Genomic DNA, 23,528 nt, shown 5'->3' with positions numbered 1-23,528 from the left:
TTATACAGATGGATGCTCTCGATCTACTGCTTAATCGCCGGAGCGCTTCCCGCCTGGCGGAACCTGCCCCGGCGGGCGAACAGCTGGAAAACATTCTGCGCGCCGGGCTGCGCGCCCCGGATCATGGCACCCTGCAGCCGTGGCGCTTCTTTATTATCGCCGATGACGGCCGCGAGCGCTTCAGCCAGTTGCTGGAAAAAGGGGCCAGAGAGGCCGGCCAGGATGAGAAGGGAATTGAGAAAGCCCGCAATGCGCCGTTCCGCGCGCCGCTGATTATTACCGTGGTCGCGCGCTGTGAAGACCACCCTAAGGTGCCGCGCTGGGAGCAGGAAATGTCCGCTGGCTGCGCGGTGATGGCGATGCAGATGGCGGCCCTGGCTCAGGGATTCAACGGTATCTGGCGCAGCGGAGCATTGACCGAGAGTCCGGTGGTGCGGGCCGGCTTCGAGTGCCGCGAACAGGATAAAATTGTCGGCTTCCTCTATCTGGGGACGCCGCAGCTAAAAGCCTCAACCACCATTGCCCTGCCGGATACCGCGCCGTTTGTGACGCGATTCTGAGTCCGCGTGTGTTATGCCGGGTGGCGGCTTATGCCTTACCCGGCCAACGCATCCGGCTCTGATTGTCTGTAGGCCCGCGCAAGCGCAGCGCCGCCGGGCAAGGACAGCGGGCACAGAGCCGATTTTGTGCCGGGTGGCGGCTGTCGCCTTACCCGGCCTACGTTCGTACGACCTGTCGTTAATTTATTCACTTTTCTTGCTGAAACTGCCGGTGCTGACGGCCTCAAAATCGCTGAGACGTTCCCGGCAGGCCGGGGCAGCCCGCATGGATGCGGGCTGAGGGCCGTGTTTTGCACGGACGCTGCCTCGGCCCGACCCGAAGCCTGCAGGGATAAGTCGAAGGGACCGCGCAGCGGCGATTTTGCTGGCCGGAGCCCGGGGGTACAGGGGGCGGCGGCGACTGGCCGCCCCCTATGCGCTCCCGGCGCCATGAGTGATATAACGCAGACGATTAACCGGGAGCGCAAACTACGCTGAAGCCACAGATAACATAAACAACCACACTGCAGTGCTTCCCCTCACCCTGGCCCTCTCCCGGAGGGAGAGGGAACCGTCCGGCTGGCCGCGCAAGCGCAGCGCCGCCGGGCGATGGCAGCAGGCTCGGAGCCGCATCTATGCCGGGTGGCGGCTCGCGCCTTACCCGGCCTACACCCCCTACCATTCGAATCAATCGCGGTTTTTGTAGCCCGGACAAAGCGCGCCAGGCGCCGCATCCGGGAATGCAACGGCGATGACGTTACTTCTGCCTTTTCGCGAATTCATCTTTGGCTTTCTGCAACTGCTGCTGGAAGGCCGGGTTGGTGTGCAGCGTAGCGACCACCGCGGAGCCGACGATGCGCGCCGCATCGACATCGCTCTGCCAGTGATAGCCGCAGATCACCCGGCTCTCGCCGAGCTCATAGCCGCGCTTCAAAATTTCGTTTTGCCGCTGCGGGTTGATCTCCGCCAGCACCAGGGCGGTGGCCCAGCCGATAGAGGTATGCCCGGACGGGTAAGAGCCGTTTTTCGCCAGCTTGTCCTGTTCGGTGGTGTTGCAGGTGGAGACGCCATAGAACGCAAACGGGCGAATGCGCATGTATTTCTCTTTCGCGCTGCGGGTCGCCAGGTCGCCGGCGTCTTCAATCATATTGGTCAGCAGTTTGTGAAGCTGCGGCGCGTCTTTCTCGGTGATCGGCGAACCAAAGGCGCTGGAGAAGGCGTTGGCTACGCCGCCCGCGCTGAGGTTGGCATCCTCTGCCGCCAGCTTCCCGCGCTCGGTATTGCGCAGCAGACGTCCTTGCTCATACATCGCCTGATCGTTTAAAAATGCGATACTGCCCACCGCCGGCGGTGGTGGCAACAGCGCCAGGCTGTCGATGGCCTGGGCATTGGTCAGATAGTAGAGATCGGGCTTGGTGGTGACATCGTTCCCGGGGGGAACCAGAGCAAAGGCGTCAACGGAGAAGAAACTGGCCAGGCAAAGGGCAAGAACACGCTTTTTCATTAGAATTTCCTTACGTCATAATCATTCCAGAGAAGACAGTCCTGTGCTGTCACATTTCTGTCATCTTTAAGTAAAAGTGAAAATGGTCGGGAAAAAATTGCCGTGTCTCGCAAAAACGGCTTTTTGTCTGCTTAATGAGCAACCATACGCGATTTCAGACTGTCGTACTTACCACCCTGGCGTTTGGGCGCTAACATAGCGGGATTGCAATGACAGGAGATGTCCATGAGCGAGCAAGCCATTCGTTTAACGCAATACAGCCACGGAGCCGGTTGTGGTTGTAAAATTTCCCCGAAAGTGCTGGAAACTATCCTGCATAGCGAGCAGGCGAAGTTTGTCGACCCAAACCTGCTTGTCGGCAACGAAACCAGCGATGATGCCGCCGTTTACGATCTCGGTAATGGCACCTCGATCGTCAGCACCACCGATTTCTTTATGCCGATTGTCGATAACCCGTTCGACTTTGGCCGCATCGCCGCCACCAACGCCATCAGCGATATTTTCGCTATGGGCGGGAAACCGATTATGGCGATTGCCATCCTCGGCTGGCCGATCAACACCCTGGCGCCGGAAATCGCCCGCGAAGTGGTGGAGGGCGGGCGCTTTGCCTGCCAGCAGGCGGGGATCGCGCTGGCGGGCGGCCACTCCATTGACGCCCCGGAGCCGATCTTCGGTCTGGCGGTCACCGGCGTGGTGCCCACCGAGCGCATCAAGAAAAACAGCACCGCCCAGGCGGGTTGCAAACTGTATCTTACTAAACCGCTGGGGATCGGCGTACTGACCACTGCAGAGAAAAAATCGCTGCTCAAGCCAGAGCATCAGGGACTGGCGACGGAGACCATGTGCCAGATGAACCTCGCCGGCGCCGCGTTTGCCGCCATCGACGGGGTGAAGGCGATGACCGACGTCACCGGCTTTGGCCTGCTCGGCCATCTCAGCGAGGTGTGCCGCGGGGCCGGCGTGCAGGCGCAGCTGCGCTATGCCGATATCCCAAAACTGCCGGGGGTGGAGGACTATATCGCCGCCGGCGCGGTGCCGGGCGGCACCGGGCGCAACTTTGCCAGCTACGGCCATCTCATGGGCGAGATGCCGACGGAGTGGCGGGATCTGCTGTGCGATCCGCAGACCTCCGGCGGTCTGCTGCTGGCGGTGACCCCGGAGGCGGAGGCGGAAGTTCAGGCCGCCGCGGCGGAGTTCGGCATTAAGCTGGCCGCCATCGGCGAGCTGGTGACCGCCCGCGGCGGGCGACCCATGATCGAGATCCGTTGATTCGATGCGGTTGTTTATTGCAGAAAAACCGAGTCTCGGTCGGGCTATCGCCGATGTGTTGCCTAAACCGCACCGCAAAGGCGATGGCTATATTGAGTGCGGCAACGGGCAGGTGGTCACCTGGTGTATCGGCCACCTGCTGGAGCAGGCGCAGCCGGACATCTACGACAGCCGCTATGCCCGGTGGAATCTCAACGATCTGCCGATTGTGCCGGAGAAATGGCAGCTGCAGCCAAAGCCCTCGGTCACCAAACAGCTGAATGTCATCAAGCGCCTGCTCGGCGACGCCGAGGAGGTTATCCACGCCGGCGACCCGGACAGAGAAGGGCAGCTGCTGGTGGACGAAGTACTCGACTACCTGCAGCTGGCGCCGGAGAAGCGTCAGCAGGTGCAGCGCTGTCTGATTAACGATCTCAACCCGCAGGCGGTGGAGCGGGCGATCAACCGTCTGCGCGCCAACAGCGAGTTCGTGCCGCTCTGCGTGTCGGCGCTGGCGCGGGCCCGCGCCGACTGGCTGTACGGCATCAATATGACCCGCGCCTACACCCTGCTGGGGCGCAACGCCGGCTATCAGGGGGTGCTCTCGGTGGGGCGGGTGCAGACCCCGGTACTTGGCCTGGTGGTCCGTCGCGATGAAGAGATTGAAAATTTCGTCGCCAAAGATTTCTTCGACGTGAAGGCGCATATCGTCACGCCGCAGGAGGAGCGTTTTGTCGCCACCTGGGTGCCGAGCGAAGCCTGCGAACCTTACCAGGATGAAGAAGGGCGCCTGCTGCATCGTCCGCTGGCCGAGCATGTGGTTAAGCGCATCGAAGGCCAGCCGGCAAGCGTCACCGGCTATAACGATAAGCGCGATTCCGAACCCGCGCCGCTGCCGTTCTCGCTGTCGGCGCTGCAGATTGAGGCGGCCAAACGTTTCGGCTTCAGCGCGCAGAACGTGCTGGATATCTGCCAGAAGCTGTACGAAACCCACAAACTCATCACCTATCCGCGTTCGGACAGCCGCTATCTGCCGGAAGAGCACTTCGCTGGCCGCCATGCGGTGTTGAATGCGATTGCCGTCCATGCGGCGGACCTGCTGCCGCAGCCGGTAGTGGATCCGGAGATCCGCAACCGCTGCTGGGATGATAAAAAGGTCGACGCGCACCATGCGATTATCCCAACCGCCCGCAGCAGCCAGGTGAAGCTCACCGATAACGAAGCGAAGGTGTACACCCTGATCGCCCGCCAGTATCTGATGCAGTTCTGCCCTGACGCAGTGTTCCGCAAATGCCAGATTGATCTTGAGATCGCCAACGGCAAGTTTGTCGCCAAGGCGCGTTTTCTGGCCGAGGCGGGCTGGCGGACGCTGCTTGGCAGCAAAGAGCGCGATGAAGAGAACGACGGCACGCCGCTGCCGGTGGTGGCCAAAGGCGATGAACTGCTGTGCGAGAGGGGCGAGGTGGTGGAGCGTCAGACCCAGCCGCCGCGCCACTTTACCGACGCCACGCTGCTGTCGGCGATGACCGGGATTGCCCGCTTCGTGCAGGATAAAGATTTGAAGAAGATCCTCCGCGCCACCGACGGCCTCGGCACGGAAGCGACCCGCGCAGGGATTATCGAGCTGCTGTTCAAGCGTGGTTTCCTGAGCAAAAAGGGGCGCTATATCCACTCTTCGGAGGCCGGCAGGGCGCTCATTCATTCCCTGCCGGAGATGGCCGGGCGACCGGACATGACCGCCCACTGGGAGTCGGTGTTGACGCAGATCAGCGAGAAACAGTGCCGCTATCAGGACTTTATGCAGCCGCTGGTGGGGACGCTGTATCAACTGATCGATCAGGCGCGCAGCACGCCGGTGCGTCAGTTCCGCGGCCTGGTGGCGCCGGGCGGGGCGAAGAAGTCGTTCAGCAAAGGTAAAGGGAAGCCGAAAGGCAAAAAAGCGGCAGACGATACCGCGCCGCCGCCGCAGTAACCCGCCGGTGGTCGCGAGGATGCGTTATCCCGCGGCCACCGCTTCTCCGCCAGTCAGGCCAATGGTCTACACTAAACAGCCGGGAAGAGCCTGGACGCGGGGCCCCTGAGCAGGGGATGCCCGCTGCGCTTTTCCTGAGGCCGATGCCCCATTTCTCTCACAGGCGATAAGGAGGACCCGTGAAATATATTGCTATCAGCCAACCGGGCGGCCCGGAGGTATTGCAGATCCGCGAAGGGGAGATTCCCACCATCGGGGAGCATGAGGTGCTCATTGAGGTGAAGGCGGCGGGCGTCAACCGGCCGGATATTCTGCAGCGCCAGGGTCTGTATCCCATGCCTGAGGGCGTCACCCCCGTGCCCGGCCTCGAGGTGGCGGGCGTGGTTGTTAAGGTCGGCGCGCAGGTCACAGCGTTTACGCCCGGCGATCGCGTTTGCGCGCTGACCAACGGCGGCGGCTATGCCGAATACTGCGCCGTGCCGGCAGGCCAGACGTTGCCGATCCCGGCGGGCCTCAGCTTTAGCGAAGCGGCCGCCATTCCGGAAACCTTCTTCACCGTCTGGGCGAACGTCTTCCAGCTGGGTAAGCTGCAGCCTGGCGAAAGCATTCTGGTCCACGGCGGCGCCAGCGGGATTGGCACCACCGCGGTCCAGCTGTGCCACGCGCTGGGGATGACCGTCTATGCCACCGTCGGCCAGGACGAAAAAATTGCTGCGCTACGTCCCTATGCTACGGCGATTAACTACAAAACCGATGATTTTGCCGAGAAAATCGGCCAGCTGACCAACGATGAAGGGGTGGACGTCATTCTGGATATTGTTGGCGGCCCTTACTTTAACCGCAACCTTGGGCTACTGAAAAAGGATGGACGACTGGTCATCATCGGCTTTATGGGCGGGCGAATCGCTCATGAGGTTGATATTCAGACTCTGATGCTCAAGCGAGCCACCGTCACCGGCTCGACCATGCGCGGCCGGACGGCGGCGGAGAAACAACAGATTGCCGAGGCGCTGCGCCGCCACGTCTGGCCGCTGCTAGAGGCAGGGAAATGCAAGCCGCTGATCTACGCCAGCTACCCGATGGCGGAGATTGCCGAGGCCCATGCCTGTCTGGACAGTGGTCAGCATCTGGGGAAAGTGGTGATCACGATGACGTCGTGAGACGCATCCCGGCGGGCTGCCGCCGGGATGGAGTTAGGGGTGGTTAAATCACGCCCTGGGCCAGCATGGCATCTGCAACCTTCACGAAACCGGCGATATTCGCGCCGCGCACGTAGTTGGTCTGCTTCGCTTCGCCGCCGTACTGCACGCAAGCGTGGTGGATATCCAGCATGATGTGATGCAGGCGGGCATCCACTTTTTCCGCTTTCCAGCCCATGCGCGCGGCGTTCTGCGCCATCTCCAGACCGGAAGTCGCCACGCCGCCGGCGTTGGCCGCTTTGCCCGGGGCAAACAGCACGCCAGCTTCCAGGAACAGGTCGGTTGCGGCGATGGTGGTCGGCATGTTGGCGCCTTCCGCCACGGCCTTGACGCCATTGGCAATCAGCTGGCGGGCGGCATCGACGTCCAGTTCGTTCTGGGTCGCGCAAGGCAGGGCAATATCCACCGGCACTGACCACGGCTGCTGGCCTTCAAGATAGGTGAGGCCAAATTCGCGGGCGTAATCGGCCACGCGGCCGTGGGCACGCTCTTTAATGTCGATCAGGCGGGCCAGTTTTTCTTTGGTGAAGCCCGCTTCGTCAACGACGGTGCCGTTGGAGTCGGAGGCCGTCACCACCCGCGCGCCAAGCTCCATCGCTTTCTCAATGGCGTATTGCGCGACGTTGCCGGAGCCGGAGACCGCCACGCGAGCGCCTTCGAAGCCGAGGCCGTGACGTTTGAGCATCGCTTCGGTGAAGTAGATCAGGCCGTAACCAGTGGCTTCCGGACGGATCAAGCTGCCGCCAAAGGAGAGTCCTTTACCGGTGAAGACGCAGGCGCTGTTGTTGGAGAGCTTGCGCATCATTCCGGCCATAAAGCCGACTTCGCGACCGCCGACGCCGATATCGCCCGCCGGTACGTCGGTATCCGGGCCAAGGTGGCGATAGAGTTCGGTCATCAGCGCCTGGCAGAAACGCATCACTTCGCCATCGCTCTTGCCTTTAGGATCGAAATCGCTGCCGCCTTTCCCGCCGCCCATCGGCAGAGTGGTCAGGGCGTTTTTGAAGGTCTGCTCGAAGCCAAGGAATTTGAGAATCGACAGGTTAACCGACGGGTGAAAACGCATCCCGCCTTTATACGGGCCGATGGCCGAGTTGAACTGCACGCGCCACGCGCGGTTGACCTGGACCTGATTGCGGTCGTCCACCCACACCACGCGGAACTGGATCACGCGCTCCGGTTCCACCAGACGTTCCAGCAAAGCAAGCTGACGATAGCGCGGATTTTCCTCAAGGAAAGGCCACAGGGTGGTCATCACCTCCCGGACGGCTTGAGCAAATTCGGTTTGATGAGGATCGCGCTGTTGAACGCGGGTGAGAAAGCCTTCCAGAGTGCACGTCTGATCCATAGATATCAGTTCCCCTTATGGTTGTGGTTGCATGTATTTATTATGATTCGGTCCTTGAAAAAACCGATTTTCCGACTATAACACCGCTAATCCTTAGGCAAGCAAGGAAAAATTGAGCCGACAACAAAATTTATAATTGCCCGCTCGTCATAACTAAAAGCGATGACGAGGCGGCGGGCGGATCAGCGGACGGAAAGGGTAGGGCGCTGGGCGATAAAGGCGTGCAGCAGAGGAATATCGGCCGGGGCGAGATCGAGGGCCAGCGCTTCTGTGGGAAGGCACCAGCGCAGCTGAGTGTGATAGTGGGCCAGCGGCGTGCCCTGAAAGTGCGGCACCCACCAGGCGTGCAGATGGATCCGGCGGCCGGAGACCTCCCGCTGATGACTGGCGATATAGCAAGCCGGGCGGGCGATGATGCCCATCTCCTCCTGCAGTTCGCGGGCCAGCGCCTGCGGCTGGCTTTCACCCGGCTCCACTTTGCCGCCGGCGAACTCCCACATCCCCGGCTGGTCGGCGTGGGGCGGACGCTGCGCCAGCAGAATCTGGCCATCCTGTTCAATAATGGCGGCGACAACATCAATCATTTTTAGCATAAGCATCAAGGTTAATAAGACGAATATGGCCTATTATCACCGCCATAGACCGTAACTGACAACCGCCAACCCTGCTGGAGACCTTCGTGCTTGATAGCCACCTGCATCCGCGCCTTAAACCCCTGCTAAACGCTGTCGCCGGCGCCCTTGACCGCCCCGGCATCTCACCGGACGGGCTGACGCTGGTCGGTTTTGCCATCGGCGTGCTGGCTCTGCCCTTTCTGGCTCTGGGGTGGTATGGCGCGGCGCTGGCGGCCATTCTCCTTAACCGCCTGCTGGATGGCCTGGACGGCGCTCTGGCGCGGCGGCGCGGGCTCACGGACGCGGGCGGCTTTCTCGATATTGCGCTGGATTTTCTCTTTTACGCCCTGGTGCCGTTCGGCTTTATTCTGGCGGATCCGCTGAACAATGCCCTGGCGGGCGGCTGGCTGCTGTTTGCCTTTATCGGCACCGGCAGCAGCTTTCTCGCTTTTGCCGCCCTGGCGGCCAGGCACCAGATCGCTAATCCCGGCTACGCCCATAAATCGCTGTACTATCTCGGGGGACTGACGGAGGGGACGGAGACCATCCTGTTGTTTGTCCTCGGCTGCCTGTTTCCGGCGCATTTCGCCTGGCTGGCGTGGCTGTTTGGCGCGCTGTGCTGGCTGACGACGGCGACGCGCATCTGCAGTGGCTACCAGACCTTAAAGCGGGTAACGACCACAGCGTAAACGGGGTATCGCGCGTCGCCGACAAAGGGCGACGCGCTGAGGCGGGGCGAGTTACTGACTGCTTTCCGGGCCGCGCTCTCCGCGGGCCACCGGATTGTGCGGGTTGCTGCTCCATTCGTACCAGCCGCCGTCGTACACCGCGACGTGCGGCCAGCCCATGGCGCGGGCATACATAAAGGTTTCCGAGGCCCGCCAGCCGGTCCCGCAATAGAACGCCACTTGCTGGCTCGGCAGAATGTTCCACTGGCGCCACAGGGCAGCGATATCGTCGGCGCTGCGCATGGTGCCATCCGGGTTATGGAAATCCTCCATGTGCGTGGAGTCGCTCCCGGCGTGGCCCCAGCGGGCGCCAGCGATGTCGCCCTTCGGCTTGATATAGCTGTAGCCGCTGGTGGTGCCGATAAACTCCGGCCATGAGCGGACGCTGACCAGCGAGGCGTCCTGACGATGCAGCAGCCCGCGGGCTTGTTCGGTATCCAGCATCAGCTGCGGCTGGCCGGGGATCGGCGCGCCGAAATCAGGCGCCGGCTGCTGCGCCGGCGGCATGCCGCGCTCTACCGGCAGCCCGGCGTCGGACCAGGTCTGCCAGCCGCCGTCAAGCAGGCGCACGTCTTTGACCCCGGCGTACAGCATGATCTGCGCCACCCGCGCTGCGGCGTAGACGTCGCGACCATAGAGGATCACCGTGGTGTCATGCCGGATGCCGTGCTTCGCCAGCATCGCCTTCAGCTGCGCGTCGGACACTTTATTCCACAGCGGTTCGCTCTCCACCTCATTGGTATCGATATAGCCCGCGCCAGGGATATGGCTCAGCAGATAGAGCTTCGGCGCTCCCCAGGCGGCTTCAAACACTTTCCAGTCGCCTGCCGGGGCGGCGGCGACCGCTTTCCCTTGCTGTAGGTCGTGCAGCCACTGGGGGTAGACCAACTGTTCAAAGTGCGGCAGCTTTTGCAGACGGTCGGTCTGGCTCAGCGCATCGCTCAGGGTGCTGAGCCGGGTGAAACCCGTTTGTTTCAGCCGCGCCGCGACGCGGACGTTATCCTCCGGGCTGCCGTACAGCGCGATGGGGGTATCGGACTGGAGCTGGTGCTGCTTAGCCCAGGCGCGCAGCTGATCGTCGCTCATGGCGCCGAGCCAGCGGGCGGAAAGATTGAGGGCCTGCGGCTCATGGCCTTCCGGGCCGTTGGCGCGCTGCGGCCAGCCGTTGTAATAAGCGCTCAGCCGGGTGTCGATGGCCACGCCGTGCTGCTGTTGCAGGTGGGAGAGAGTGAGCGCTGGCATGGTTTCAGCGGCGCAGGTAGTGGAAGCAGCAAGCCCCATGAGCAGGGCGAGTGCGGTCAATTGAGAAACACGTTTCATCGAAATGCCCGACGGTAAAAAGTGGAGGGCGTATTCTCCGCTCGCCAGGCGCCGATTTCTTTGCGGTAACGCAGGTTTGCACGCTATTGTCCTTCATTGCCAGCGCTCCATCGCCAGGCAGCGCCCCGTCGGCGGGCAGTCCTCGCGATCGTGGGTCACCAGGATCGCCGGAATGGCCTGGCGGGCCAGTTCTTCAAAGACCCAGCGGCGGAACCCGGCGCGCAGGCTGGCATCCAGGCGGCTGAAGGGTTCATCGAGCAGCAGCGCCTCGGGGCGCGCCAGCAGGGCGCGCAGCAGGCTCACCCGCGCCCGCTGCCCGCCGGAGAGCGTGGCCGGATCGCGCGGGGCGAAGCCCGCCAGCCCGGCGCGGCTAAGCGCTTCCTCCACCGCGGCTTTTCGCGCCTCGCCGCGCACGTTCTCCGGCAGCGCCAGCTGTAAATTTTGCCCGACGCTGAAATGGTCGAACAGTAACGGGTCCTGAAACAGAATGCCGATGCGCCGATGCTCTGTCGGCAGCGTATCGCAACGCCGTTCGTTGAGCCACAGCTCGCCTCGGGCGCGAAAATCGCCGGCCAGGGCGCCAATCATCCAGGCAAACAGCGTCGATTTTCCGCTACCGGAGGGGCCCATCAGCGTCAGCACCTCCCCCGGGGCTACCGAAAAGGCGACCTCCCGCAGCAGCGGCTGGCGTCTCACGCTCAGGGTCAGATGGTTTACGGTTAGCACTAGCGAAGTCCTCGTCGATAGCGGCCTGCCAGCCAGGCCAGCAGAGCCGTCAGGGTAAAGCATACCGCCGGCAGCAGTAATTGCCACAGCGCCTGAGCGGCGAGCGTCTGCGCCTCGCCGCCGCTGCTGAGCGCCACCGCCTGGCTGGTGAGCGTCGGAATTCGGCCAGCCCCCAGCCATAGCGTTGGCAGATACTGCGCGATGCTCACTGAGAAGCCCACCGCCAGGGCGGTCAGCAGCGGGCGGGTCAGCGAGGGCAGGGTCAGCAACCAGAAAATACGCGTGGATCCCCAGCCGAGCGTGCGGGCGACAACCGTCAGCCGCGGATCGCGCTGGCGCCAGGCCGGGCGCAAAATAAACAGCATCCATGGCACCACCCACAGCAGATGGCCCCACAGGACGGTCCACCATTCGCCGTCAAGCCAGGCGTACAGCACCAACCGGTACTGGCCGTCGGCCAGCGGCAGGGCAGGCAGGACCAGCGGTAGCCAGACCCAGCCATCGCCTCGCGCCGGGCCGCAGGCCAGCCACAGCAGGCAGACAGCCGCGCCGAGGGCGCAGGCCGCCAGCGCCAGCCCAAGGCTGTTGCCGAGGGCATCCATCTGCGGCGGCGCCGAGCGCGCCAGCCCCGCCAGCAATAGCGCGCCCAGCAGACCGCTCAGCGGCAGCAGCGCCGCCAGCAGGCGGCCGGGCAGGGCATGAGGATGCGGGTGACGAACACCGCGCAGATCGGGCTGGTACTGGCGCTGTAGCCGCCATCCGCCCCAGGCGACCAGCGCCAGCCCGCCGAGGATCGCCATCAGCAGCAGGCTGGCCAGCGCCCCTTTGGCCTGCTGCAGCTCATCGCCCTGGCTTAACCATTGCCACGCCAGCACGGCGAGGGTGGGCGGATTGCCGGGCCCCAGCACCAGGGCGACGTCTACCGCCGACAGGCTCCAGGCGGTGGTGGCCAGCAGCACCATGCCGAGGGCGGGCAGCAGGGCGGGCAGCACCAGCCAGCGCAGGCACTGCCAGCGGCCGTAGCCGAGGCTCTTCAGGGCGGTCGCCTGGTCGGCGAGGCGTTTCTCTCCCAGCAGGCCATAGATCACCCACAGCACAAAGGCGCTCTCTTTCAGGGCCATCGTCAGGCCAAGCCCGATGCCGTACCGGTCAACCGGCGGCGTCAGAAACGGCAACTGCTGCCAGAGCCAGCCCCCTTCGGCGAACAGCAGCAGCGCCGCCGTCGCCAGGGCGAGATGGGGCACCGCCAGCAGCAGCGGCAGACGGGAAGCCAGCCGCCGCCAGCGGGCCGAAGGCCAGAGGGCGGCGACGATGGTCAGGGCGATCAGCAGCGCGCCGCCGACGGATAACAGCGTGGAGACGAGCGTGGCGGCCAGCGCCTGGCCCAGCTGCGGGTCGGCGAACAGTGCCCGCCAGTGGGCCGGGAAGCGCGCAGCGCCCACCAGTTCTCCGGCGGCGGGGAGCAGCGGCAGATAGATCGCCGCCATCGCCCCCCAGGCCAGCAGGATCAGTGGGTACCGTAGCGGCGCAGCCATTCCTGCTCCAGCGCGTCAACCCATGCCGCGTGAGGCTCGGCAAGCACCGGCGGCAGATCCTGCGGCAGGGCTGCCGCCAGCGCCTGGCGCTGGCCGTCAGGCAGACGCTGCGGATCCAGTACGCTCGGATCGCCCCAGACGGCGGCATCGGCCTTGCGCAATTGCGCCTCAGGGGAGAGCAGGAAATTGGCCACTACTTTGGCGCCAGCGATAGCGCGGGCGTTAGCCGGGATGGTAACGAAATGGACGTTGCCGAGGGTCCCCACGGTAAAGCCGAAGCTGTAGCTGTCCGTCGGTAATTCGCCGCTGGCGGCTTTCTGCCGGGCGTGCAGCGGGTTAAACGTCAGCGACAGGCGGAGGGTGCCCTGGTTGAGCATGGCGTCCATCCGCGCCGGCGACGCCGGGAAATCCTTGCCCGCCCGCCACAGGGCCGGGTGCAGCGCATCGAGATAGCGCCACAGCGGGGCGGTGACCGCCGCGAAGGTCGCCGGCTGCGGCGGCTGGCGCAGGGCGGCTGGCTGGTCGGTGAGCGCGATCAGCAGTTGCTCCAGCAGGGCGGTACCGGTGAAGTCCGGCGGCCGCGGGTAGGTTACGCTGCCCGGATGGGCTCTGGCGAAGGCCAGCAGCGCCTGCGGGCTGGTGGGCGGCTGCGGCGTTTGTCCGCGGCGGGCGATAAACGTCAGCTGGGCGCTGCCCCACGGCGACTCCGCGCCCTCGGTGGCGACTGAAAAATCTTCCCGTACCGGCTTTTGCAGATCGACATAGCGCCAGTTGGGCAGCGATTCGGCCCAGCCGGTGAGCAGCAGGTTGGCCTGTTTAAGCGTGCGAAAGTTTTCGCCGTTGATCCACAGCAGATCCACTGACCCGCCCTGGCGACGACCGGCCTGCGCCTCGGTCTGGATGCGTTTCACTGCGTCGGCGGCGTCGGCGACAGGCACAATACGCAGGTCGATTGCGTAATAGCGTTTGACCTCTTCGCTGACCCACGCCAGATAGCGATTGACGGCCGGATCGCCGCCCCAGGCGTTAAACCAGACGGTCTGTCCGCGAGCTTCCGTCTGAATCTGCCGCCAGCTGTCGTCGGCATTAACCGCCAGCGGCCAGAGCAGCAGCAGGCACAGACAGAGGCTGTAATCACGCAAACGGCGCATCGTTACTCCTTATTCTGCGAGGAAGAGGTGGGTATCTGGCACAACCCCTGAGCCGGGATCGCCATCGCGGCATTGAACCGCGCTGATAAATTTTGCAGGCCGATCAGGGCGGTCAGCTCGGTGAGCGCCCGGGCGTCAAAATGCGCGGCCATCGCGCTACGCAGGGCATCATCCACCGCCGGCGGCGTCTGGGTGGCGGCTTCGGCATAGGCCAGCGCCAGGCGCTCTTTTTCGCTGAACAGCGTACTGCTGCGCCAGTCGGCGACCGCCAGCAGCTTGTCCTGGCTCCCGCTCCGCGCCGCGAGGGTCATGCTGGTGATATCGATACAGAATTCGCAGTGGCACAGCTGGGCGATGCGGGCGCTGACCAGCGAGCGCAGCACCGGATCCAGCGGCGAGCGGCGGCGTTCAATATAGCCCACGAACAGCGAAACCAGGTAAAACAGCCACGGGATCCGACCCCACCAGCGAATGGGGCTCAGCACCTGGCCGTAATGCCGGCGGTGCAGCCAGGCCTGCGGACGAAGGATCAGGGGGACAGAATCCAGCGGGGGTAAGCTCATGGCGACGATCTCTTATGACGTTCACGGTAAATATTTTTGGCGATAGAGATGACCACCGCCAGGGCAAAAAGCAGCGAAAGCCCGGTGGCCAGCCAGAAGGTGCCCCCGGTGAGCAGACTCCCGGCCCAGGAATAAACGATAGTCGCCGGGAGCTGGCCCACGCCGGTGGCCAGCATAAAGGGCCAGAAGCGCAGCGAGGTTAGTCCGGCGGCATAGCTGACCGGGTCAAACGGGACAAACGGCAGCAGGCGGCAGACCAGGATCGTCTGCGGCCCAAAGCGGGTGAAATAGCCGTCGGCACTGCGCAGCACCGCGCGGCCGGTGAGTTTCTCCACCACTTCGCGCCCCAGCGCTCTGGCGATGCAGAAGCAGAGCCCGGCCCCGACCATGGCGCTGAACCACGACAGCGCCCCGCCCCAGAAGGCGCCGAACAGGGCGGCGTTCGCCAGGGTAATCAGGAAAGCCGGCAGCGGAGCGACGATCGCCTGGAGGATCATCAGCGCAAATGAGACCAGCGCGGCCTGCGGCCCCCAGGCGGCGATAAACCCTCTGACCTGCTGCGGATCCAGGGAGGCTAACGCCGTCAGACTCTGCTGCAGAAAGGTACGCCCGCCAGGGAACCACAGCCAGGCGGCCAGAGCGGCGGCGACCACGACGGCAAGGGCCAGCCGGGCGCGGCGCAGGTGACGGCGATCAGGTTGGGTCATGGCGCACCTCCTCACTGCACGCCGCCACGCGACGGGCGCGGGCAAACCGTTTACCTATCTGCACCAGGGCAAACAGCAGCCCGCCGGCGAGACTCAGTTTGAGCGCGAAGGCGAGGGTTACCCCCTCGCGGGCCAGTTCGCTGGCCATTACCGAATAGATGACCAGACCCGGCAGGGTGGTCACGGCCGAGATCAGGGTAAAGGGCCAGAAGCGGATCGCCGTCAGGCCGTAGGCGTAATTCTGAATATTGTAGGGAAAGAGCGGCACCAGGCGGGTGAGGATCAGGAAATCGCAGCCGCTGTGGGCGATACCGCGCTCAATCGCCTGAAAGACGGTGGTATGGCCCACATAGCGCTGCAGCAGATCGCGTCCAAGCCAGCGGGCGATTAAAAACGACAGCGAAGAGGCGAGGGTGGCGGCGGTAAACGAGAGCAAGGAGCCTGTTAGCGGGCCGAAGAGCATCCCGCCGGCGATCACCAGCAGGCTGCCGGGGATCAGACACAGGGTGGCAATGATAAACAGCGCAGCATAGACCAGATATCCCCAGGCGCCCTGATGGCGGAGGGTGTCCTGAAGCAGATGCAGGTGAGTCAGCAGATCGTGGAGACCGACGCGGTGGCTGATAACGGCCAGCGTGGCCACCAGCGCGAGAAGTCCCAGCCCTTTACCAATGGCCGGATGACGGCTTCTTTTGCATGAGAGGTGCTCCTGTACAGTCTGGACGCGGTGGACATCAAAAAGTGCGCGCGACAGTATCCTGTTCCGACAACGGTCACAATCCTTTACCGTCGCTTTGTTGATTTTGCTCAGGAAATTCTGCCCCCCGCACAGCGGGAGGCGAGAGAAGGGCGTGAATTATGGCCGGAAGGTGGCCCACACCGGCGCGTGGTCGGACGGTTTTTCCATCCCGCGGATCTCGTAATCGATCCCGGTTTCCACGCAGCGCTGCGCCAGAGGCTGGCTGGCCAGCAGCAGATCGATGCGCAGCCCACGGTTATCGTCGAAGCCTTTGGAGCGGTAATCAAACCACGAGAAATGCTCATGATTGTCGGGGTTAGCCTGACGCCAGGTATCCACCAGGCCCCAGCCCAGCAGGCGGTCCATCCATTCCCGTTCTTCCGGCAGGAAGGAACATTTGCCGGTGCGCAGCCAGCGTTTGCGGTTCTCTTCACCGATACCGATGTCCAGATCGGTAGGACTGATGTTCATATCGCCCATGATCAGCACCGGATTCTCTTTGTTGAGCTCGGTCTCCAGATAGTTCTGCAGATTCTGATAGAACGCCGCTTTGGCCGGGAATTTGGTTTCATGATCGCGGCTTTCACCCTGCGGGAAATAGCCGTTAATCACTGTGACGTTGCCGAAGGGCGACGGGATCTCCGCCATGATGATGCGGCGCTGAGCCTCTTCGCCATCGTCCGGGAAACCGCGGCGGACGGCAATCGGCGTCTCTTTGGTCAGCAGCGCGACGCCATAATGGCCTTTCTGCCCGTGATAAAAGACGTTATAGCCGAGCCTGGCGACCTCTTCGAGAGGGAACATGTCGTCGTGAACTTTGGTTTCCTGCAGGCCAATCACGTCCGGCTGGTGTTTTTCGACGATGGCGGCCAGTTGGTGTGGGCGGGCACGCAGGCCGTTGATATTAAAAGAGACGAATTTCATAGTCGCTGCCACTGTGCAAGGTGAATAGTGCAGGGATGGTAGCAGAAATTCGCCAGGCTGGCTGCCACCGGATGCGTCATTCTGCCAATCGCTGCGCATGAGCGTGCCGTGGGTGCCCCTTTTGCGGGCATGCCGCGCCAAAAAAGGGCAAATAGCTACGATAAATTTCGCAGAGGATCACAATTACAGAATTATATCTTACCATTGCATAATTTATCTTCTTTAATCACTGTTTATCCCCCTTTGTCGGATGCTTATTCACTAAATATGCATTTTATGTGAATAGCGTTCGGCTGTAACTCATTGATTCTGCGTTATCTCATCCGATTTATGCATTTTTATCGCTGGCTGGCACGAACCGTGCAATCTACATTTACAGCGTAATAACTCATATTTATTAACATTGTTGCTACTTTTAATTTACCGGAAGAGGTCGATATGTCTCAGTCAATTACGCGTAACCACTTTGATGAATGGATGATGCCGGTCTACGCGCCAGCGGCGTTTATTCCGGTGCGGGGCGCCGGGTCACGGCTGTGGGATCAGCAGGGCAAAGAGTATATCGATTTTGCCGGCGGCATCGCCGTGAACGCGCTGGGGCATGCCCATCCGCGTCTGGTGCAAGCCCTGACCGACCAGGCCGGCAAGTTCTGGCATACCGGCAACGGCTACACCAATGAGCCGATCCTGCGTCTGGCCAAAATGCTTATCGATGCTACCTTCGCCGACCGGGTCTTCTTCTGTAATTCCGGCGCCGAGGCCAATGAGGCAGCGCTCAAGCTGGCGCGTAAATATGCCCACGATCGCTTTGGCAGCGAGAAAAGTGGCATCGTCGCCTTTCAGAACGCTTTCCACGGGCGGACGCTGTTCACCGTCTCGGCGGGCGGTCAGCCGGCCTATTCCCGGGATTTCGCCCCGCTGCCGCCGCAGATCCAGCATGCCGTATTTAACGATCTCGAGTCGGCAAAGGCCTTAATCAATGACCAGACCTGCGCGGTGATCGTCGAGCCGGTGCAGGGCGAAGGGGGCGTGGTGCCGGCCAGCGTCGAGTTTTTACGCGGCCTGCATCAGCTTTGCGACCAGCACAACGCCCTGCTGATTTTCGATGAAGTGCAGACCGGGGTCGGGCGCACCGGCGAGCTGTATGCCTATATGCACTACGGCGTGACGCCCGATGTGCTGACCACCGCCAAAGCGCTGGGCGGTGGTTTCCCTATTGGCGCGCTGCTGGCGACAGAGGCCTGCGCCAGCGTGATGACCGTCGGCACCCACGGCACCACCTACGGCGGTAACCCGCTGGCCGGGGCGGTGGCCGGCGAACTGCTGTCGATCGTCAACACCCCGGAAGTGCTCTCCGGCGTCAGACAGCGCCATCAGTGGTTTTGTGAACGCCTGCAGGCAATTAACGCCCGCTATGGCCTGTTCAAGGAGATCCGCGGCCTGGGACTGCTGCTCGGCTGCGTGCTAAACGACGCCTGGGCCGGGAAGGCGAAAACCCTCAGTAACCTGGCGGCGGAAGAGGGGGTGATGATTCTGATCGCCGGCGCCAACGTGGTGCGTTTCGCGCCGGCGCTGAACGTCAGTGAAGAAGAGGTGAACAGCGGGCTGGATCGCGTCGAGCGGGCCTGCGCGCGTTTCGTGGCAGGAGTCTCATCATGATGGTTATTCGACCGGTGGAGCCGGGCGATTTGCCCGGGCTGCTGAAGCTGGCAGCGGAGACCGGCGGCGGGCTGACCTCGCTGCCGGTGGATGAAGCGACCCTCGCGGCGCGGATCGCCCGCTCGCAGCAGACCTGGCGCGGCGAGCTACCGAAAAGCGAGCAGGGCTATGTCTTTGTGCTGGAGGAGAGCGAAAGCGGCGCGGTGGTGGGCATCTGCGCGATCGAGGTGGCGGTGGGGCTCAACGATCCCTGGTATAACTACCGGGTCGGCACCCAGGTCCATGCCTCGAAGGAGCTCAACGTCTATCAGGCGCTGCCGACGCTGTTTCTCAGCAACGATCATACCGGCAGCAGCGAGCTGTGTACCCTGTTCCTCGACCCGCAGTGGCGCAAAGAGGGCAATGGCTATCTGCTGTCGAAATCACGCTTCTTATTTATGGCCGCCTTTCGCGAGCGCTTCAATGAGAAGGTGGTCGCCGAGATGCGCGGGGTGATTGACGAGCAGGGCTACTCGCCGTTCTGGGAGAGCCTGGGCAAACGCTTTTTCGCCATGGAGTTTTCCCGTGCCGACTACCTGTGCGGCACCGGACAGAAGGCTTTCATTGCCGCCCTGATGCCCAAGCATCCGCTGTATATCGATTTCCTTTCCCCTGAGGCACAGGCGGTGATCGGCAAGGTTCATCCGCAGACCGCCCCGGCCCGGACGGTGCTGGAGAAAGAGGGGTTCCGCTACCTGAACTACATCGATATTTTCGACGGCGGCCCGACTCTGGAGTGCGACATCGACCGGGTGCGGGCGATCCGCAAAAGCCGTCTGGTGACCACCGAGGCCGGCGAAACCCCGCCCGGTGACTGGCCGCTGTGCCTGGTGGCGAATGAACAGTATCACCAGTTCCGCGCTCTGCTGGTGCATGCCGATCCGGATGGCGACACCCTGACCCTCAGCGCCCGCGAACTGGATATGCTGAAGTGTCATGCCGGCGACCAGGTGCGCATGGTGCGCCTGATCCCTGAGGAGAAAACTGCATGAGTCTGTGGATTAACGGCGAGTGGCGGCCCGGCCGTGGGCCAGGTTTCAGTAAACAGGATCCGGTTAACCTGAAGGTTGTCTGGCAGGGCGAGGCGGCGGATGCCGGGCAGGTTGCCGAGGCGGTGGCGGCTGCCCGCCAGGCGTTCCCGTCCTGGGCGCGGCTGCCGTTTGCCGCCCGTCAGGCGATCGTTGAAAAGTTTGCCGCTCTGCTGGAAGCCAGTAAGGCGGAGCTGACGGCGGTTATCGGCGCCGAGACCGGAAAGCCGCGCTGGGAGGCGGCCGGGGAAGTGACGGCGATGATCAACAAGGTGGCGATCTCGGTGAAGGCCTACCACGTCCGCACCGGCGAACAGCACAGCGACCTGCCCGACGGCGCCGCCACGCTGCGTCACCGGCCGCACGGCGTACTGGCGGTGTTTGGCCCCTATAACTTTCCCGGCCATCTGCCGAACGGGCACATCGTGCCGGCGCTGCTGGCGGGCAATACCGTGGTCTTTAAACCCAGCGAACTCACCCCGCGCAGCGGCGAAGCGGTGGTGAAACTATGGCAGCAGGCCGGCCTGCCCGCCGGGGTGCTCAACCTGGTGCAGGGCGGTCGGGAAACCGGCGAGGCGCTCAGCGGCCAGGCGGATATCGACGGACTGCTGTTTACCGGCAGCTCAACCACCGGTTTTCATCTGCATCGCCAGCTGGCCGGGCAGCCGCAGAAGATCCTCGCGCTGGAGATGGGCGGCAATAACCCGCTGATCGTCGACGATCCGCGGGACGTGGATGCCGCGGTGCATCTGACCATCCAGTCCGCCTTTATTACCGCCGGCCAGCGCTGCACCTGCGCCCGCCGTCTGCTGGTCCGGCGCGGCGAGGCGGGCGATGCCTTCCTCTCCCGGCTGGTGACGGTGAGCCAACGGCTGATCCCGGCGGCGTGGGACGCCGAGCCGCAGCCGTTTCTCGGCGGGCTTATCTCTGAACAAGCCGCGCAGAAAGTGCATCAGGCCTGGCTGCAGCGGGTCGCCGCTGGCGCGGTCACGCTGCTGGAGCCACGTTTATTGCAGGCCGGAACGTCGCTGCTAACGCCGGGGATTGTCGACATGAGCGACATGGCCAATGTTGAAGATGAAGAGGTGTTTGGCCCGCTGCTTGGCGTCTGGCGCTACGACACGTTCGAGGAGGCGATTGCCTTAGCCAACGCCACCCGCTTCGGCCTCTCCTGTGGGTTAATCTCTCCGGAACGGGAGAAGTTTGATCGACTGCTGCTCGAGGCGCGGGCAGGGATAGTTAACTGGAACAAACCGCTGACCGGGGCGGCGAGTACCGCGCCGTTCGGCGGCACCGGGGCGTCCGGTAACCATCGTCCGGGGGCCTGGTATGCCGCCGATTATTGCGCCTGGCCGATGGCCAGCCTTGAATCGCCGACCCTGACGCTGCCCGCCAGCCTGAACCCGGGGCTCGACTTTCTGGCCGGGGAGGCGTCATGACCGCCCGCGAAGTCAACTTTGACGGTCTGCCCGGGCTGACCCATCACTACGCCGGGCTCTCCTTTGGCAACGAGGCTTCCACCCGGCACCGCCACCGGGTGTCGAACCCGCAGCTGGCGGCAAAGCAGGGGCTGAAAAAAATGAAAGTCCTCGCCGACGCCGGCTACCCGCAGGCAGTGATCCCGCCTCAGGAGCGGCCCAATGTGCCACTCCTGAGGCAGCTGGGCTTTAGCGGCAGCGATGAGCAGGTGGTGGCCCGGGCGGCGCAGCAGGATCCGGATCTGCTGTCGGCGGTGAGTTCGGCCTCGGCAATGTGGGTGGCGAACGCGGCGACGGTCTGTCCCTCCGCCGATTCGCTGGATGGCCTGGTGCATCTGACGGTGGCGAATCTGCAGGATAAATTCCACCGCGCCAGCGAAGCACCGACTACAGAGGCGCTGCTGCAGGCGATTTTCCCCGACCGTACGCGATTTGCTATCCACCCGGCGCTGCCCGCCTCGGCCTGGTTTGGCGACGAAGGGGCGGCGAACCATAATCGTCTCGGCGGCGAGTATGGCGCTCCCGGCGTCCAGCTCTTTGTCTATGGCCGCCGCCGGGGGAGCGAGGAGGCGCCGCGTCGCTATCCGGCGCGGCAAACCCTTGAGGCCAGCCAGGCGGTAGCGCGCCTCAATCAGGTCAATCCCCGCCAGCTGATCTTCGCCCGCCAGCATCCGGCGGCGATCGACACGGGGGTTTTTCATAACGACGTCATCGCGGTGAGCAACCGTCAGGTCCTGTTCTGCCATGAGCAGGCCTTTGCCGACCAGACCGCGCTTCTCCAGCAGCTGGCGCAGCGGGTGCCGGGTTTTACGCCGCTGGTGGTTCCCGCCAGCCGGGTCTCGGTGGCAGAGGCGGTTGCCACCTATCTGTTCAACAGCCAGCTGGTGAGCCGGGCGGATGGCAGCATGGCGCTTATCCTGCCTCAGGAAGCGCAGGAGCATGCCGGCGTCTGGGAATACCTCAATGAGCTGCTGGCCGGGGATAACCCTATCGCCGACCTGCGGGTGTTCGATCTGCGCGAGAGCATGGCCAACGGCGGCGGTCCGGCGTGCCTGCGCCTGCGGGTGGTGTTGACGGCCGAGGAGTATCAGGCGGTCAATCCGCACGTCCTGATGAACGATACGCTGTTTGCCACCCTCAATGACTGGGTGGATCGCTACTATCGCGATCGTCTCACCCAGGCCGACCTCGCCGACCCGCAGCTGCTGCGGGAAGGGCGCGACGCGCTGGATCGGTTGACCCAGATCCTGCAGCTCGGTTCGGTTTATCCATTTCAGCAATAAGGGGGCGCGGTGGAACATTTTCTGGCATTAACCCTGGCGGGGCGATTGCCCCACCATTTTCACGGCGAGACGGCCCATTTCCGCTGGCACTGGCTCGGGGAAGGGATCCTTGAGCTGACGCCGCATGCGCGCTGCGAGCGCGGGCTGGTACTTTCCTGCGCCATTCATGGCAACGAAACGGCGCCGGTGGAGATAGTCGACCAGCTGGTGCAGCGACTGGTCCGAGAGGCGCTCCCGCTGCGCTGGCGGCTGCTGGTGATCGTCGGCAATCCACCAGCGCTGCGGGCGAATAAGCGCTATCTGCACAGCGATATGAACCGCATGTTTGGCGAGCGCTGGCGGCAGTTTCCGCTCAGTGAGGAGACGCAGCGGGCGCAGCGGCTGGAGCAGGCGGTGGCCCGCTTTTATCGCGACCACGATGGTCCGCGCTGGCACCTCGATCTGCATACCGCGATCCGCGGGTCGCTACATCCGCGCTTCGGCGTGCTCCCGGCCCGCGATACGCCGTGGGAGGAGGATTTTCTTCACTGGCTGGGCGGCGCCGGGCTGGAGGCGCTGGTGTTTCATCGCCAGCCCGGCGGGACCTTCACCCACTTCAGCTGCGAACGGTTCGCGGCGCTGGCCTGCACCCTTGAGCTGGGCAAAGCGCTGCCGTTGGGGGAAAACGATCTGACGCAGTTTGCCGCCGTCCAGCGGGCGCTCTCCCGGCTGCTGGTGGGGGATCTAGCCATTGCCGACGCCCCAGCGCCGCTGCGCTACCGGGTGGTACAGCAGCTAACCCGCCATAGCGATGATTTCCGCTTGCATATGGCGGATCAGACGCTGAACTTCACCCCCTTCGAACCCGGCACGCTGCTGGCGGAGGAGGGCGAGACGCGGTATGTGGTGGGGCCTGAGACGGAGTATGTTCTGTTTCCTAACCCGACGGTGGCGAAAGGACTGCGCGCCGGCCTGATGCTGGAGAAATTATCCTGAGGGCAAGCCGTCCGCCGGGCGGCCTGCTTTATTGCGCGCGTCTTTTTTCGCCATCTTATTTTTTCGTGCTCCAGTGTAAATTTGCAGATTATTCCTGGTAAAATGCTTTGTTTTTAATCTCCCCTACTTTATACTCTCCATAATTTCTCTGCAAAACAGTAAGTTATTTATTTTTTATTGCAATTCTTCGGCTAAATTCCTTATTTTCTCCATAATTGGCGAGAAACTGTTTTTTACACTTTCATTATT

The 23,528-nt window shown here is 63.2% G+C and carries 21 protein-coding genes; 10 read left to right on the top strand and 11 right to left on the bottom strand.

Features of this window, described 5'->3' with window-relative positions:
* The first annotated feature begins 8 nt into the window (after positions 1 to 8).
* Entirely contained in the window at positions 9 to 560 is a 552-nt protein-coding gene (locus ACR809_RS15020) for an NAD(P)H nitroreductase (RefSeq protein WP_004176531.1), read from the top strand.
* A gap of 736 nt (positions 561 to 1,296) precedes the next feature.
* Here the strand turns inward: ACR809_RS15020 and phoC are convergent.
* Entirely contained in the window at positions 1,297 to 2,043 is a 747-nt protein-coding gene (phoC, locus tag ACR809_RS15015; RefSeq protein ID WP_122051400.1) for an acid phosphatase PhoC, read from the bottom strand.
* Between the two features lie 225 nt (positions 2,044 to 2,268).
* Here phoC and selD point away from each other — a divergent pair, with 225 nt between their 5' ends.
* The 3 genes from selD to ACR809_RS15000 all read left to right on the top strand — a co-directional run bounded on the left by selD (position 2,269) and on the right by ACR809_RS15000 (position 6,423).
* Positions 2,269 to 3,312: a selenide, water dikinase SelD gene (gene selD, locus ACR809_RS15010; RefSeq protein WP_004176528.1), complete on the top strand. Its 1,044-nt coding sequence runs from the start codon at positions 2,269 to 2,271 to the stop codon at positions 3,310 to 3,312.
* 4 nt (positions 3,313 to 3,316) lie between these two features.
* Positions 3,317 to 5,263 (top strand): DNA topoisomerase III, encoded by a 1,947-nt coding sequence (locus tag ACR809_RS15005; protein ID WP_032414799.1) that lies wholly within the window; start codon positions 3,317 to 3,319, stop codon positions 5,261 to 5,263.
* A 179-nt stretch (positions 5,264 to 5,442) separates the two neighbouring features.
* Positions 5,443 to 6,423, top strand: a complete 981-nt coding sequence (locus ACR809_RS15000) for an NAD(P)H-quinone oxidoreductase (protein WP_032419856.1) — start codon at positions 5,443 to 5,445, stop codon at positions 6,421 to 6,423.
* A 43-nt stretch (positions 6,424 to 6,466) separates the two neighbouring features.
* On the opposite strand, the gene gdhA is transcribed toward ACR809_RS15000, so the two are convergent.
* Together gdhA and ACR809_RS14990 are read right to left on the bottom strand one after the other, a co-directional pair.
* Positions 6,467 to 7,810 (bottom strand): NADP-specific glutamate dehydrogenase, encoded by a 1,344-nt coding sequence (gdhA, locus tag ACR809_RS14995; RefSeq protein WP_004176526.1) that lies wholly within the window; start codon positions 7,808 to 7,810, stop codon positions 6,467 to 6,469.
* 182 nt (positions 7,811 to 7,992) lie between these two features.
* Positions 7,993 to 8,403 (bottom strand): pyrimidine (deoxy)nucleoside triphosphate diphosphatase, encoded by a 411-nt coding sequence (locus ACR809_RS14990; protein ID WP_004176525.1) that lies wholly within the window; start codon positions 8,401 to 8,403, stop codon positions 7,993 to 7,995.
* An 86-nt stretch (positions 8,404 to 8,489) separates the two neighbouring features.
* Here ACR809_RS14990 and ACR809_RS14985 point away from each other — a divergent pair, with 86 nt between their 5' ends.
* A complete protein-coding gene (locus ACR809_RS14985) occupies positions 8,490 to 9,113 on the top strand; it encodes a CDP-alcohol phosphatidyltransferase family protein (protein ID WP_002901398.1) in 624 nt (207 codons plus the stop codon).
* 51 nt (positions 9,114 to 9,164) lie between these two features.
* Here ACR809_RS14985 and ACR809_RS14980 read toward each other — a convergent pair whose 3' ends face one another.
* The 8 genes from ACR809_RS14980 to xthA form a co-directional block, all read right to left on the bottom strand.
* On the bottom strand, positions 9,165 to 10,472 hold the full coding sequence (locus ACR809_RS14980) for a sulfurtransferase (protein ID WP_032439875.1): 1,308 nt from the start codon (positions 10,470 to 10,472) through the stop codon (positions 9,165 to 9,167).
* Positions 10,473 to 10,565: 93 nt separating this feature from the next.
* Positions 10,566 to 11,198: an ATP-binding cassette domain-containing protein gene (locus tag ACR809_RS14975; protein ID WP_122051399.1), complete on the bottom strand. Its 633-nt coding sequence runs from the start codon at positions 11,196 to 11,198 to the stop codon at positions 10,566 to 10,568.
* A complete protein-coding gene (locus tag ACR809_RS14970) occupies positions 11,198 to 12,733 on the bottom strand; it encodes an ABC transporter permease subunit (RefSeq protein ID WP_071068002.1) in 1,536 nt (511 codons plus the stop codon). The genes ACR809_RS14975 and ACR809_RS14970 overlap by 1 nt, the downstream gene beginning before the upstream one ends.
* The gene (locus ACR809_RS14965; RefSeq protein WP_032419074.1) at positions 12,706 to 13,884 is read right to left on the bottom strand and encodes an ABC transporter substrate-binding protein; all 1,179 of its coding nucleotides are present in this window, start codon (positions 13,882 to 13,884) and stop codon (positions 12,706 to 12,708) included. The genes ACR809_RS14970 and ACR809_RS14965 overlap by 28 nt, the downstream gene beginning before the upstream one ends.
* Positions 13,885 to 13,886: 2 nt before the next feature.
* On the bottom strand, positions 13,887 to 14,447 hold the full coding sequence (locus ACR809_RS14960; protein WP_004176519.1) for a carboxymuconolactone decarboxylase family protein: 561 nt from the start codon (positions 14,445 to 14,447) through the stop codon (positions 13,887 to 13,889).
* Positions 14,444 to 15,154, bottom strand: coding sequence for a TVP38/TMEM64 family protein (locus ACR809_RS14955; RefSeq protein WP_004151923.1), 711 nt, complete (start codon positions 15,152 to 15,154; stop codon positions 14,444 to 14,446). The genes ACR809_RS14960 and ACR809_RS14955 overlap by 4 nt, the downstream gene beginning before the upstream one ends.
* A complete protein-coding gene (locus ACR809_RS14950) occupies positions 15,141 to 15,797 on the bottom strand; it encodes a TVP38/TMEM64 family protein (protein ID WP_021441584.1) in 657 nt (218 codons plus the stop codon). The genes ACR809_RS14955 and ACR809_RS14950 overlap by 14 nt, the downstream gene beginning before the upstream one ends.
* 213 nt (positions 15,798 to 16,010) lie before the next feature.
* Positions 16,011 to 16,817 (bottom strand): exodeoxyribonuclease III, encoded by an 807-nt coding sequence (gene xthA / locus ACR809_RS14945; protein ID WP_002901486.1) that lies wholly within the window; start codon positions 16,815 to 16,817, stop codon positions 16,011 to 16,013.
* 438 nt (positions 16,818 to 17,255) lie between these two features.
* Between xthA and astC the strand changes: the two genes are divergently transcribed.
* The 5 genes from astC to astE are packed head-to-tail and all read left to right on the top strand — an operon-like array spanning position 17,256 to position 23,279.
* Positions 17,256 to 18,476, top strand: coding sequence for a succinylornithine/acetylornithine transaminase (gene astC / locus ACR809_RS14940; protein WP_122051398.1), 1,221 nt, complete (start codon positions 17,256 to 17,258; stop codon positions 18,474 to 18,476).
* Positions 18,473 to 19,507 (top strand): arginine N-succinyltransferase, encoded by a 1,035-nt coding sequence (astA, locus tag ACR809_RS14935; protein ID WP_002901491.1) that lies wholly within the window; start codon positions 18,473 to 18,475, stop codon positions 19,505 to 19,507. Before astC ends, astA begins: the two co-directional genes overlap by 4 nt.
* A complete protein-coding gene (astD, locus tag ACR809_RS14930) occupies positions 19,504 to 20,982 on the top strand; it encodes a succinylglutamate-semialdehyde dehydrogenase (protein WP_064159128.1) in 1,479 nt (492 codons plus the stop codon). Before astA ends, astD begins: the two co-directional genes overlap by 4 nt.
* Positions 20,979 to 22,304, top strand: a complete 1,326-nt coding sequence (gene astB / locus ACR809_RS14925) for an N-succinylarginine dihydrolase (protein WP_122051397.1) — start codon at positions 20,979 to 20,981, stop codon at positions 22,302 to 22,304. Before astD ends, astB begins: the two co-directional genes overlap by 4 nt.
* Before the next feature lie 9 nt (positions 22,305 to 22,313).
* Positions 22,314 to 23,279: a succinylglutamate desuccinylase gene (gene astE / locus ACR809_RS14920; protein WP_004224242.1), complete on the top strand. Its 966-nt coding sequence runs from the start codon at positions 22,314 to 22,316 to the stop codon at positions 23,277 to 23,279.
* Positions 23,280 to 23,528 lie beyond the last annotated feature (249 nt).

This window comes from Klebsiella sp. CD33 (assembly GCF_051992865.1).
Taxonomy (GTDB): Bacteria; Pseudomonadota; Gammaproteobacteria; order Enterobacterales; family Enterobacteriaceae; genus Klebsiella; species Klebsiella pneumoniae.
The sequence above is the reverse complement of the archived record's forward strand: the minus strand, read 5'-3'. Positions and strand labels throughout refer to the sequence as shown.